This is a genomic window from Halobacillus litoralis (assembly GCF_009856445.1).
Taxonomy (GTDB): domain Bacteria; phylum Bacillota; class Bacilli; order Bacillales; family Halobacillaceae; genus Halobacillus; species Halobacillus litoralis.
The window spans coordinates 804,188-818,069 of record NZ_WMFA01000002.1; the positions used below are offsets into that span (position 1 = coordinate 804,188).

A 13,882-nucleotide genomic window follows, 5' to 3' on the forward strand; every position below is an offset into this window, starting at 1 on the left:
TTGCGAGATTTTGAGCTGGTTCAAGGGACAGCATGTATGGTTGAGGGAAGGGGATTATTTGAATACCTCTAAAATACGTAAAAGCTTGATTCGTAGCGCAGTACACTTCTAACATTTGGATAGTGGAGATCCTCCGAATTGGTAGAAGGGTTCGTTTCACTCATACATTGAATGGATAAGCTTCCCAGCCATCCCTGACGCACACCCCCGGCAATGAAACCCGAAAAGACTCGAAACTGAGTCTTCAAGAATTCTGCCCAATTGTTGAATGAAATGATTGGAAAACTGATGAAAAAAGGTGGAATTTATGTTTACGCTTAATTTATCTTGTAAAACTTGATATAATGGTACAGTTAGAAGGTTCGGCTTGAAAGGAGATCATTATGAACGAACAGCAACGCAAGGAAATGTCACAAATTCGTCAGCCTTCCAAGGCGGATGATAAAGCAGAACAAGATAACCTGAATCGATTGAAACAAAAAACAAGTGAAGATTTTGTCAAATACTTTGAAACAACATACCAACCTCCGAACATGAGGGATGCACAGCGCAGGAAACGTAAGGAAACGGACGTGCACTATGATTTTGAAATTCCTGAAGATATGGATCAAGCAGGCAGGGGTAAAAAATATTTGATCCGTACATACGGATGCCAGATGAACGAACATGATACGGAAGTTATGGCAGGTATTTTTGAAGAAATGGGTTATGAACCCACGAAAGATACAAAAGAAGCGGACATAATCCTATTGAATACCTGTGCTATTCGTGAGAATGCAGAAAATAAAGTGTTCGGTGAAATCGGACATTTGAAGCCTTTGAAAATGGAAAACCCGAATTTGATCATCGGCATCTGCGGGTGTATGTCACAGGAAGAGTCAGTCGTAAACCGAATTCTTAAAAAACATCCATTTATCGACCTTATTTTTGGTACACACAATATTCATAGAATCCCGCAGCTTGTAAAAGAAGCGATGTTCGGGAAAGAAATGGTGATCGATGTGTGGTCGAAAGAAGGAGACATTATCGAGAACCTTCCAAGATCTCGAAAAGGAAAAATCAAGGCCTGGGTGAATATCATGTATGGCTGTGACAAATTCTGCACCTATTGTATTGTTCCATATACAAGAGGGAAAGAAAGAAGCCGTCTGCCACAGGACATTATTCAGGAAGTGAGACACCTGGCGGCTCAAGGGTACAAGGAAATCACCCTCCTTGGGCAAAATGTCAATGCTTATGGAAAAGATTTAGACATGTCCTATGGGCTCGGGGACTTGATGGATGAACTTCGGAGTATAGATATTCCACGGGTTCGTTTTACAACATCTCACCCTAGAGACTTTGATGATCGTTTAATTGAAGTACTTGCCAAAGGTGGGAATATGCTTGATCATATCCATCTACCGGTCCAGTCGGGGAATAGTGATGTTTTGAAGATCATGGGCCGGAAATACTCGCGGGAAGAGTATCTTGAACTTGTTCGTAAAATTCGTGTGGCGATGCCGGATGCAACACTTACAACGGATATCATCGTTGGTTTTCCGAATGAAACGGAAGAACAGTTTCAGGATACATTATCCTTAGTGGAAGAAGTCGGTTTTGAAGCAGCTTATACATTTATCTATTCTCCACGGGAGAACACTCCTGCAGCTAAGATGAAAGATAACGTTTCAATGGAAGAGAAAAAGGATCGTTTGCAGCGATTAAATAAAATCGTCAACCAGCAGTCCGCAGACGCCATGAAAGCATACGAAGGTGAAATTGTAGATGTCCTTGTAGAGGGAGAAAGTAAGAATAACCCAGATGTGTTAGCTGGGTATACAAAGCGGAACAAGCTGGTTAATTTCCGTGCACCTGAATCTACAATCGGACAAATTGTACCCGTAAGAGTGACCAAAGCGAAAACGTGGTCCCTTGATGGAGAGTTAGTAGAAATCAACGCAGAGGTGAAATGAATGGCACATTATACAAGACAGGAAGTCGTAGAAGAAGCAAAAAAATTAGCGAAAATGATGGCAGATATCGAAGAAATCGATCGTTTCAAACAACTGGAAGCGAAATTAAATGACAATCAAAAAGTTCAATCTCATATTAAGAAAATCAAAGCTTTGCAAAAACAGGCAGTAAACTTTCAAGCCTATGGTAAAACAGAGGCTCTACAGAAGATTGAAAAAGAAATTGATCGACTTCAAGATGAGCTTGATGAGATTCCGGTCGTTGCAGAATTTAAAGATTCTCAAACCATTATTAATGATATTCTTCAAATGGTTTCAAACACGATTTCTCGGGAAGTTACCAATGAAGTCATCCGTTCAACAGGCGGGGATCTCCTGCAAGGAGAAACAGGTTCAAATAAATCGAGTCATGGTTGCAGCCGGTGATGCATACACTTCCGTCAGAGGGTTTTCCCCCTCTGGCGGATTTTTTTCGTACAATTTTATGGGCTAGTGCATAGAATGAATTAAACACGTCCTTAGGCCATTTTCCCGCTAGTCACCATTCGCCCAACCCAAACATAGGATGGGTGGTAGAATAAGGAGGAGTGAAACCCTATGTCTTTTTTTGAACGAGATTACAGAGAGATCATCACAAAAGCTGTAATCGCTAAAGGTAAAAAGTTTACAGAATCCACACACACCATCAGCCCTTCGCACCGTCCGACAAGTATCCTAGGTTGTTGGGTCATCAATCACATCTACAATGCCAAGAAGAAAGGAGATCACGTTGAAATCTCTGGCAGTTACGATGTGAACGTCTGGTATTCGTACAACGACAATACAAAAACAGAAGTCGTTACAGAACGTGTCAGCTATTGTGATCACGTCAAGTTGGCTGTGAAAGATGATAATTGTGTACATGATGACTTTGAGGTAATTGCTAAGGTCGTACAGCAACCGAATTGTTTAGAGGCAAATATCTCAGGAAACGGCCAAAAGATTGTAGTGGAAGTAGAGAGAGAGTTTGTTGTAGATGTCATAGGTGAGACGAAATTGTGTGTGAAAGTGGATCCACATGGATGCGGACATGATGATGATTACGATTATGATCTGTCATCCGATGATTTTTCAGCCATTGAAACGGACTTCCTTCCATCTTCTTCTGACAAAGATCACGATAGTCACGATTAATGGAAAATTCCTTGCTGACTCAGCGAGGAATTTTTTTTGCCTGATCTACATGGTTCTGAAAATAAAATAGACTACCGGAATTCAGCTCCCCTATAAGAAAGTCATGTCGTTTCGTGTAAGATTATTTGCCTCGTATGCTATAATGGGTGGAGAATCTTATGCACGTTTTGGAGGTTTAACCTTATGGCACAATACACACCCATGATGCAGCAGTATTTAAAAATTAAAGCAGACCAAAAAGATGCCTTTCTGTTTTTCCGGTTAGGCGATTTTTATGAATTGTTTTTTGAAGATGCAACGAAAGCATCTCAGGAACTTGAAATTACGTTGACCAGCAGGGATGGAGGTTCAAACGGGAGGATCCCTATGTGTGGAGTTCCTTATCACTCTGCGGACAATTACATAAAGCAGTTGATTGAAAAAGGGTACAAGGTGGCTATTTGTGAGCAGGTCGAGGATCCGAAAACGACGAAAGGGGTCGTGAAACGGGAAGTCGTTCAATTGATCACACCGGGTACGGTCATGGAAGGCAGTATGCTCGATGAAAAAGAAAACAACTACCTTGCCTCACTGAGCGCATTTGAAGATGGCTCATACGTCGTCAGTTACAACGATCTTACGACTGGAGAAAACAGTGTGGCCCTTATTCCAGGTGGTTTTGACGCGGCGATGAGCGAATTGTACAGCCGGCCGGTCAAAGAAGTGGTGGTATCCAATGATTTTGATGTCGAGCATAAGCAGATGTTGATGGACCGTTTAGATTATACGGTTTCACATCAGGACAATACTGAGATAGCTCCTGAATTCCAACCTCTTGTTGAGGGAGTCCATCAGGAGAAGCTATTAGTTGGCTTCGGAAGGCTTCTTAATTATATTCAGCATACCCAAAAAAGGTCACTCGATCACCTTCAGCCTGTGAAAGTGATCGAGCTGAAACAATACATGACCCTTGATATGTACTCCAAAAGAAACTTAGAATTATTAGAAACCCTTAGAAAGAAAGGAAAAGCAGGAAGTCTTCTTTCTGTTATCGATAAAACCGTCACTTCTATGGGCGCGCGTATGCTTAAAAAATGGATGGAGCGTCCGTTGTTGTCAGCGGATGCCATTGCGGAGAGGCATAATCAGGTCGAGGGATTTCTTGATCAATTCTTTGAGCGGGAGACGCTGAGAGAGGAATTATCGAATGTTTACGACCTGGAACGTTTAGCTGGAAGGGTAGCGTTTGGGAATGTGAATGCCAGAGATATGATTCAGTTGAAAAATTCCTTAAATCATATTCCGGACATCTTAACGACGCTCTCAAAATTTGACCACTCTTCCATAGAAAAGTTATATGACACGGTCGATCCACTCCAAGAATTAAAGGATCTTCTACAGGAAAGCATCGCGGATGACCCTCCGATCTCTGTAAAAGAGGGAGGCTTGATCAGGGACGGTTTTCATGAACAGCTAGATGACTATAGATATGCTTCCAAGAACGGAAAGCAGTGGATCGCAGAGTTAGAACAAAGAGAGCGAACGGAAACAGGAATCAAGTCTTTGAAAGTTGGCTATAATCGTGTGTTCGGCTATTATATCGAAGTCACAAAAGCGAACTTGAGGCATTTGCCTGAAGGTAGATATGAACGGAAGCAGACCCTTACCAATGCGGAACGTTTCATTACCCCAGAGCTTAAAGAAAGAGAAACGATGATTCTCGAAGCCCAGGAGAAAAGTGTAGAGCTTGAGTATGAACTTTTCCTCAAGGTTCGTGAAAAAGTGAAAGCGTATGTTAAAAGACTTCAGCAGCTGGCAGACCAAATCAGCCGCGTGGATGTGCTGCAGGGTTTTGCTCAAGTTGCAGAATCCTACCAGTATGTACGACCGGAGTATCGTGAACAACGTGTGGTGGACATCCGTCAAGGGCGTCACCCTGTAGTGGAGAAAGTTATGCAGGAAGGAACGTTCGTTCCGAATGATATTTACATGAATGAAGAGACGGATGTGTTACTGATTACAGGGCCGAACATGTCCGGTAAGAGTACGTACATGCGCCAGCTTGCTTTGACGGCCATTCTTGGACAGATGGGTTCATTTGTACCTTGCCAGTCTGCGAGTTTACCAGTCTTCGACCAAATTTTCACAAGAATTGGTGCGGCTGATGATCTTGTTTCTGGTCATAGTACATTTATGGTCGAAATGCTGGAGGCAAATCATGCATTGACGAATGCGACGGAAAACAGCCTGATCCTTCTCGATGAAATCGGTAGAGGGACAAGTACGTATGATGGCATGGCACTGGCTCAGGCGATTGTCGAATATATTCATGGGGAGATCAATGCCAAAACGCTATTTTCCACCCACTATCATGAGTTGACTTCATTGGAAGAACAGCTGGAGCGTTTAAAAAACGTTCACGTCCGTGCCGAAGAGTATGAAGGTAATGTTGTCTTCCTTCACCAGATCAAAGAGGGGCCTGCGGATGAAAGTTACGGTATTCATGTAGCGAAACTTGCTCATTTGCCTGATCCATTAATCAACAGAGCGACTGCACTTCTGGATCAGCTTGAAAATGGGACCGGCAAAAAAGAAGGCCCTGTCTCCACCGAAGAAGAGGAACAATTAAGCTTGTTTGTAGAAGAATCGAAGGTGGAGAAAAAGAGGGAAGCTAAGCCGGGTCCTTCTCATATAGAGAAGCGTCTACAGTCATTAGACTTGATGGAAATGACTCCGATGGACGCCATGAATGAATTGTACCAATTGCAAAAACATTTGAAATCATAAAGGAGGACCAGAGATGGCGCGGATACGACTGATGCCAGACCACCTAGCCAACAAAATAGCGGCCGGAGAAGTTGTTGAACGCCCAGCCTCTGTTGTCAAAGAACTGGTCGAGAACAGTATTGATGCAGGTGCCACATGGGTGAAGATCGATTTAATGGAGGCTGGATTGCAGCGAATCCGAATCACTGATGATGGTGCGGGAATGGAGGAAGAGGACTGCGAAATCGCTTTTCATCGCCATGCAACGAGTAAAATTCTTGATGAAAACGACCTTTTCCATGTCCGTTCCCTTGGCTTTCGCGGAGAAGCACTTGCAAGTATCGCTGCAGTGAGCCGATTGAGTATTCAGACCTCTACGGGGGTAAGTGCTGGAACGAAAATGAATTTAGAGGGAGGACATCTCGTCTCCAGAGGGAAAAGTGATGCAAGAAAAGGAACAGACATTACGGTTGAGGAATTGTTTTTCAATACGCCGGCCCGGTTGAAGTATATGAAAACCATCCACACAGAGCTCGGTCATGTGACAGATGTATTAAATCGTTTGGCCTTAGCCCATCCGGAAGTCCAGTTCCTGTGCATGCACAATGAAAAGCAGATTTTCAAGACGAATGGACGCGGAGATCTTCTCCAAGTTATTGCGAACATTTACGGAATGAATGTCGCAAAGAAAATGATTCCGATAGAGATGGAAACGGCGGACTTTAAAGTTGATGGTTATATTGCAAAGCCCGAAGTTTACCGTGCTTCAAGAAATTATATGTCAACGATCATCAACGGGCGCTTCATCCGAAGCATTCCCTTAAATAAAGCGGTTTTACAAGGCTATCATACTCTGCTTCCGATCGGTAAAAGCCCGATTGTCGTATTAAATATAGACATGGATCCAATTCTTGTCGATGTCAACGTTCACCCGTCTAAAATGGAAGTGCGTTTTAGTAAGGAAAAGGAATTGTATGATTTGCTGGAAGAGACCGTTCGTCAGGCCTTTCGTAAACAAACTCTTATTCCTGATGTGGCCCAGCCACAATCAAAGCCTGCCAAAGAGAAAACCACCCAGGAATCCTTCGACCTCTATCATACGAGGGAGGAGGATGCGCATCGCGAGCGGGAATCCACAGTGGACCATTTAGTGAAAAGTGAGAAGGGACTCCCCACAGAGGATGGTTTTCAAAAAAATCAGAATGAGTTAATCAAAGAGATGGTCCCTGCATTCGATTCGGAAGACTCTGTGATAGAGGAACGTGTACAGATTGAAGATAAATTCGAACCGAAAGAACCTTCTGATGAACAGAAAAGAGTCCCGACCATGCACCCGATAGGTCAGCTGCATGGAACATACATCCTTGCCCAAAATGAAGAAGGCATGTATATTGTCGATCAACATGCGGCTCAAGAAAGGATAAAATATGAATTCTTCAGAGACAAACTGTCGGAAGTGAATCATGAAGTACAGGAACTGCTTGTACCGATGACCTTTGAATTGTCCAAGGCTGAATCTTTAAGAATGGAAGAGTACAAAGACGAACTGGAAAAAGTAGGTTTGTTTTTTGAACCATTCGGAGACACGACCTATATCGTGCGCAGTCACCCTCAATGGTTCCCTAAAGGGTTTGAAGAGGAAGTCATTGATGAAATGATTCAGCAGCTGATGGAGGAAGACCGGATTGATATTCTTAAACTAAGAGAAGAAGCGGCGATTCTTATGTCGTGTAAACGATCGATCAAAGCGAATCACTATTTGAACCACACGGATATGTTTCAACTTCTGGAAGACTTGAGAAAGTCGACCGACCCTTTCACCTGTCCGCATGGACGGCCGATCATTGTATTCTTTTCGGAGTATGAAATGGAAAAAATGTTCAAGCGTGTGATGTAATAAAAGAGAGACTCCAAAGTGGGAGTCTCTCTTTTTTTTGTTTGCTGTTTTGTTTACATAATATTTTTATATTTAATTTATATATAAGTACGAATGACAGAGTAGGGAATCAGGAGATGTTCTTCTGCTGGAGGAGAAAGCGAAAATAGTTATCGATCTGTTTGATGTCCTCCGGCTGAATTCCGAACCATGCTTTCTTGTCGAAAAATACTGGTTTTGAGTAACCTTTCGTTTCCAGGAGCTGTTTAATTTCCCGCATTTCATCCTCTTGCTCATCACTTAAACCGAGGAGATAATCTGCGGTGGTATGGAGAGCGTGAGCAATCTTCGTGAGATCATCAAGATCAGGAGAAGTGTAACTCCGTTCCCAATTCGACACGACTTGTGGGGACACACCGACTTTTTCAGCTAACATCGATTGTGTTAAACGTCTTTCTTTTCTAAGTGAACGAATTCTTTCATGAACCACTTTAAGACGCCTCCTTTTCTATACTATAACACAGACTAACGAAATGCGATAGTACGACTAACGAATATTTTGAATATTTGTAACGGAAACCGTTAGTACTGGTAACGGATTGCGTTAGTTTACTGCCTGAGGTATGATTGTAGAGCCATTCATGTATAATAGAGACGTGTGAAGGAGGTGGGCGTATGAAACCATTGGTGATCTCAGTGGTCGGTCCTACAGCAGTCGGAAAATCAAATTTAGGGATCCAGATCGCTCAGCGCTTTGACGGCGAAGTGATCAGTGGCGATTCCATGCAGATTTATCGGACGATGGATATTGGAACAGCGAAGGTAACTAAAGAGGAGATGCAGGGTATTCCGCATCATATGATTGATTTTAAAAACCCTGATGAGAAGTTTTCAGTTGCTGAATTCCAGGAGAATGTGCAGACCTTAATCAGAGAAATCCATGAGCGGGGGAAGCTGCCGGTTTTGGTAGGGGGGACAGGCTTATACATACAAGCAACACTTTTTGATTTCCACTTTTCTGAACAAAAAAAGAACCCTGCCATCATGGAGAAGCTTGAAAAAGAGCGGAAAGAAAATGGCAGAGATTATATGTACAAACGCCTTGTTGAAATTGATCCCGAACAAGCAGAAAAAATTCACCCGAATAATGAAAGGCGGGTGCTGCGGGCACTAGAAGTTTATGAAACGACAGGACGGATAATGAGTGACCGCCACCAACAGCAGCAGAATGAATCTCCTTTTAACCCGATCTTAATTGGACTGGAGATGGACCGTGAGTTATTGTACGAACGTATCAATAAAAGGGTCGATCAGATGATTCAACAAGGTTTGGTAAAAGAGGTAAAGCATCTGTATGAACAGGGGTTGCAGGACGTTCAATCGATGCAGGCCATCGGTTATAAGGAATTGATTCCTTACTTTGAAGGTTCATGTACCCTGGAGGAAGCAGTGGAGTTGCTGAAACGCAATTCCAGACGTTATGCGAAGCGTCAGTACACGTACTTCAAGAACAAGATGGAAATCCAATGGTATGAAGTATCTCCTTCAAACTATAAGGAGAAATTTGAAACAATTTTAGGCGATTTAGCAGGAAAGATAGACTAATGCGTAGAATCGTATTATTACAGATAGAAAAGAGGAGGAAGATCCATGGCCCAATCGGTTAATATCCAGGACAATTATTTGAATCAATTAAGGAAAGAACGCATGCAGGTGACTGTCTTTCTGCTCAATGGATTTCAATTGAGAGGCATCGTCAAAGCCTTCGACAATTTCACTGTCTTGCTGGAGACAGAAGGAAAACAGCAATTAATCTTTAAACATGCCATTTCAACATTTGCTCCTGTAAAAAATGTTTCATTGGATAAAGAATAGTGTGAATGGTTGATGAAACCGAAAGAAGCGGAGGCCTTTTTAAGGCCTCCGCTTCTTTCATGGATAAAGGAAATGATGTTGTGCGTTCATCTTTTGGGCGTTTGTCACAGGGAACCTCACCTCCGCGTATGATGAAGAAGAATGAGGAGGGATTGATGTGCAACCCCAAGCGAAAACAGCGAGAACAAGCAGCACGATCAATATTGTGTTAAATGAATCTAAAGAAAAAGCGATTCCAGATCGGAAAGCAGCTGCCCTCAAACAAACAGGGTCTCCTTTTTTGAAAATTGAGGAATTTTTTTCTTCCATCATTGGAATGGAGGATCTGAAGACCAGGGTCAAAGAAATCTATGCCCAGGTGCTCGTTTCAAAGAAGAGAGAAGAAGCAGGATTGAAGTCGAATGCACAAGTTCTGCATATGGTCTTTCACGGAAACCCCGGTACGGGTAAAACGACCATCGCGCGAATGGTTGCTGCTTTATTCCGCGATGTAGGGGTGCTTGAGAAAGGTCAATTCATTGAAGCGGATAGGAGCGACCTTGTAGGAGAATATATTGGTCATACAGCTCAAAAAACGAAGGATCTTATTCATAAAGCATTGGGGGGCGTCCTTTTTATTGATGAAGCCTATTCATTAGCGAGAGGTGGAGAAAAGGATTTCGGAAAAGAAGCGATTGATACGTTAGTGAAATGCATGGAAGATCATCATAATGAATGCATTATTATTCTTGCGGGGTATCCTGAGGAGATGGAAGATTTTCTGACCTTAAATCCAGGGCTCGCTTCCAGGTTTCCCATCCAGCTTTCATTCAAGGATTATTCGGCTAGAGAACTTACACAGATTGCTTTTGGAATGATTGAAGAAAGGGAATATTGTTTAACAAAAGAAGCGGAACGGAAACTTTTTCAGCATCTCGCATACATGTACTCAAGACGTGAGGAAAATTTTTCGAATGCCCGCTATGTAAGGAACCTCATTGAAGAAGCCATTCGAAAGCATGCCTGGAGAGTAATCAGCACAGCAAACCCGAAGAAAAAAGCACTGATGACCCTTCAAGCAGAAGACTTTGATGTTCCATTAAAAGAAACAGACGTGTTCTAAACACTCGTACATTCATAGGAAACGATTTTCTGTTATGATGAAAAAGATACAGGCAGATGGAAGAGTAGGTGAAGAGACAGATGGAAAAAGAAATGGTCGTGTTGGTTGCAAGGAGAGAACCATTCGAACAAGAAGAACGGTTTCAGTCTTCTTTGGAGGAGCTTCAATCACTTACTGAGACCGCTAATGGAGAAGTATGCAAAATTATAACTCAGAAGCGTGACCGGGTTCACCCGGCTACATATTTAGGTGAGGGCAAACTGGAAGAAATAAAAGAAGCAGCAGAGGAATCTGAAGCTGAATTGGTGATATTCAATGATGAGTTATCACCAGGTCAGCTTAGAAATATATCGGACAGAATCGGAGTTCGCGTCATCGACAGAAGTCAGCTGATCCTGGACATTTTTGCAGGACGGGCACGTACAAAGGAAGGGAAATTGCAGGTGGAACTTGCCCAACTGCAGTATTTGCTTCCACGGCTTTCCGGTCAAGGGACGGCCTTATCCCGCTTAGGTGGAGGAATTGGTACGCGTGGTCCGGGTGAAACCAAACTGGAAACCGACCGCCGGCATATCCAAAGAAGAATTGATGATATTAAGAAGCGGCTGGATACGGTTGTCAAACAACGTGAGCAGTATCGAAAACGCAGAAAAGAAAACCGTGCCTTTCAAGTAGCGATCGTCGGTTATACGAATGCTGGTAAATCGACGTTCTTCAACAGAGTAACGGACAGCCAGTCTTTTGAAGAGGATTTATTGTTTGCTACACTCGATCCTTTGACAAGACAGATGAGCCTTCCTTCTGGCTTTTTGGCGCTTCTCTCCGATACGGTAGGATTTATTCAGGACCTGCCAACGACGCTTATTGCAGCCTTCCGGTCTACGTTAGAAGAAGTGACAGAAGCTGACTTTATTGTTCATATGGTTGATGCTTCACACCCTGATCATATGCAGCAGGAAAAGACTGTATTGAAGTTATTGGAGGACCTTGGGGCTGGTCAGCTGCCGGTTCTGACCGTTTACAATAAGAAAGATCTCCTTAAGGAGGATTTCATTCCCCACTCTTTCCCTTCGCTGACGGTGAGTGTACATGATCCGATTGATCGTAAAAGGGTTCTTCATAAAATAGAAGAGGTACTAAAGGAAGAGTGGGACGAGTATGACGTTTTCGTACCAGCTTCTGACGGGAAACGGCTCCAGCAATTCAAGGCTTACAGCATGATTACAAGCATTCATTTCTTTGAAGAAAAAGAGGGGTACGCTCTTCATGGTTTCATCCATCCAGAGCACCCATTGAAACACCAAATATTATAAATGAAAACGTTGAATCAACGAAATACTGCAAAATAGGAAGAGGACTCATCATGAATATTCAAGAATTGAAGCAACGCGTAACAAAAGAAATTAAGCCTCAACATGATCACGTGGAAGAGATTGTCGAGCACAATCAGCAAAAGGTTTTGAAGGCCTTCCATAAACTGAGGGTCAGCGATTCTCACTTTAATCCGACGACGGGGTATGGATATGATGACTTTGGGCGGGACACCCTTGAAGCATTGTATGCAGAAATATTTGAAGCGGAAGATGCCCTTGTCAGACCTCAGCTCATCTCCGGAACGCATGCGATTACGACTGCCTTGTTTGGTGTCCTGCGACCTGGAGATGAACTGCTTTACATATCAGGAGAGCCCTATGACACCCTGAGAGAAGTCATTGGTTCTGGAGGAAATAAGGATACAGGTTCTTTACGTGATTTTGGTATCAGTTACCAAACGGTTCCTTTAGAAGAAAACGGGTCTTTTTCCCATGATAGAATCCGGGAAGCTATGCGTGAAAAAACGAAGGTAGTAGCCATCCAACGATCTAAAGGGTACGAGGATCGTCCATCATTTCTCATTGAGGAATTACAGTCGATCATACAGTTCGTCCGTGAGATCAAAGAAGATGTAATTATGTTTGTTGACAATTGTTATGGTGAGTTTGTAGAAATGAAGGAACCACTTGAAGTTGGCGCTGATCTAATTGCTGGTTCGTTAATTAAAAACCCGGGAGGTGGAATTGCCAGGGTCGGTGGTTACATTGCAGGGAGCAAATCCTTAATTGAAAAATGCAGCTACCGCTTGACTGCTCCTGGGTTAGGGAAGGAAACAGGACCGAGTTTAAATAGCCTTCAGGAGATGTATCAGGGCATCTTTCTAGCCCCACATGTCGTAGGGGAAGCTTTGAAAGGAGCTATTTTCACTTCTAAATATTTAAGTGAATATGGTTTCGACACGAATCCTGCTTATAATAAAAAACGAACGGATTTAATTCAATCCGTCAACTTCAAAACGGCTGAACAAATGATCAGATTCTGCCAATCCATACAGCAGGCATCTCCAGTGAATTCCCATTTCAAACCCGAACCGAGCGCCATGCCGGGATACGAGGACGAAGTCATTATGGCTGCTGGGACTTTCATTCAGGGCGCAAGCCTCGAATTGACCGCTGATGGTCCCATCCGCCCCCCTTACACTGCTTTCGTCCAAGGTGGATTGACCTATGCCCATGTTAAGATCGCTGTCGTACAAGCAGTGGAACAATTAATCGAAGAGGGTATGGTCAAAGCCTGAAGCTACGGGGATGGTAACCCTTTCAAAAAACAGCGATAAATTGTGTGAACATTCCTCACATATGTTGACATATCCCTTTCGTGACGTATAATTAAAGTATCATTCTTATGGGGAGGTGGCACATCGATGAGTGATGAAATTCGTCGTTCAATGCCGTTATTCCCGATGGGGATTGTTCAATCCTTGACAGACCTTACTGCACGGCAGATCCGGTACTACGAACAGCACGAGCTGGTACAGCCGGCCCGTTCAGAAGGTAACCGTCGCATGTTTTCATTCAATGACGTCGATCGTCTTCTCGAAATAAAAGACCTGATCGATCAAGGTGTGAACATGGCCGGAATCAAGAAAGTTCTGAAGCTGAATGATCAGCCAGATAATGAGGTATATGATGAGGATCAAGTGAAGGAAGTACACAATGAACTTACCGAAAAAGAACTTCGTCGTATGCTGCAACGAGAACTATTCACAGCGGGAAGACAAGGTAAATTAGCAATCAGGCAGGGAGAAATGTCGAGGTTCTTCCATTAATTTTGTGTTGAGAG

Annotated in this window: 12 protein-coding genes; 11 read left to right on the forward strand and 1 reads right to left on the reverse strand. The window is 43.1% G+C overall.

Annotated elements, in window-relative coordinates; all coding sequences use genetic code 11:
- Positions 1-383 precede the first annotated feature (383 nt).
- The 5 genes from miaB to mutL all read left to right on the forward strand — a co-directional run bounded on the left by miaB (position 384) and on the right by mutL (position 7,770).
- On the forward strand, positions 384-1,955 hold the full coding sequence (gene miaB / locus GLW00_RS09305; protein ID WP_160913317.1) for a tRNA (N6-isopentenyl adenosine(37)-C2)-methylthiotransferase MiaB: 1,572 nt from the start codon (positions 384-386) through the stop codon (positions 1,953-1,955).
- Positions 1,956-2,381 (forward strand): YlbF/YmcA family competence regulator, encoded by a 426-nt coding sequence (locus tag GLW00_RS09310; protein WP_160913319.1) that lies wholly within the window; start codon positions 1,956-1,958, stop codon positions 2,379-2,381.
- A 171-nt stretch (positions 2,382-2,552) separates the two neighbouring features.
- Positions 2,553-3,128, forward strand: coding sequence for an outer spore coat protein CotE (gene cotE, locus GLW00_RS09315; protein WP_115823236.1), 576 nt, complete (start codon positions 2,553-2,555; stop codon positions 3,126-3,128).
- Between the two features lie 183 nt (positions 3,129-3,311).
- Positions 3,312-5,894, forward strand: a complete 2,583-nt coding sequence (gene mutS / locus GLW00_RS09320; protein WP_160913321.1) for a DNA mismatch repair protein MutS — start codon at positions 3,312-3,314, stop codon at positions 5,892-5,894.
- Positions 5,895-5,907: 13 nt separating this feature from the next.
- The gene (gene mutL / locus GLW00_RS09325; RefSeq protein ID WP_160913323.1) at positions 5,908-7,770 is read left to right on the forward strand and encodes a DNA mismatch repair endonuclease MutL; all 1,863 of its coding nucleotides are present in this window, start codon (positions 5,908-5,910) and stop codon (positions 7,768-7,770) included.
- A gap of 109 nt (positions 7,771-7,879) precedes the next feature.
- Here mutL and GLW00_RS09330 read toward each other — a convergent pair whose 3' ends face one another.
- Positions 7,880-8,239: a helix-turn-helix domain-containing protein gene (locus GLW00_RS09330; protein WP_160913325.1), complete on the reverse strand. Its 360-nt coding sequence runs from the start codon at positions 8,237-8,239 to the stop codon at positions 7,880-7,882.
- A gap of 185 nt (positions 8,240-8,424) precedes the next feature.
- Between GLW00_RS09330 and miaA the strand changes: the two genes are divergently transcribed.
- From miaA to GLW00_RS09360, 6 genes are all read left to right on the forward strand, one after another.
- A complete protein-coding gene (miaA, locus tag GLW00_RS09335) occupies positions 8,425-9,354 on the forward strand; it encodes a tRNA (adenosine(37)-N6)-dimethylallyltransferase MiaA (protein WP_160913327.1) in 930 nt (309 codons plus the stop codon).
- 45 nt (positions 9,355-9,399) lie between these two features.
- Positions 9,400-9,624 (forward strand): RNA chaperone Hfq, encoded by a 225-nt coding sequence (gene hfq / locus GLW00_RS09340; RefSeq protein WP_089652336.1) that lies wholly within the window; start codon positions 9,400-9,402, stop codon positions 9,622-9,624.
- A gap of 157 nt (positions 9,625-9,781) precedes the next feature.
- Positions 9,782-10,726, forward strand: coding sequence for an AAA family ATPase (locus tag GLW00_RS09345; protein ID WP_160913328.1), 945 nt, complete (start codon positions 9,782-9,784; stop codon positions 10,724-10,726).
- A gap of 80 nt (positions 10,727-10,806) precedes the next feature.
- Positions 10,807-12,039 carry a GTPase HflX gene (gene hflX / locus GLW00_RS09350; RefSeq protein WP_160913330.1) on the forward strand — a complete coding sequence of 411 codons (1,233 nt, stop codon included), beginning with the start codon at positions 10,807-10,809 and terminating at the stop codon, positions 12,037-12,039.
- Between the two features lie 50 nt (positions 12,040-12,089).
- Positions 12,090-13,337: a methionine gamma-lyase family protein gene (locus GLW00_RS09355; protein ID WP_160913332.1), complete on the forward strand. Its 1,248-nt coding sequence runs from the start codon at positions 12,090-12,092 to the stop codon at positions 13,335-13,337.
- A 126-nt stretch (positions 13,338-13,463) separates the two neighbouring features.
- On the forward strand, positions 13,464-13,868 hold the full coding sequence (locus GLW00_RS09360) for a MerR family transcriptional regulator (RefSeq protein ID WP_089652332.1): 405 nt from the start codon (positions 13,464-13,466) through the stop codon (positions 13,866-13,868).
- The last annotated feature ends 14 nt before the right edge of the window (positions 13,869-13,882 follow it).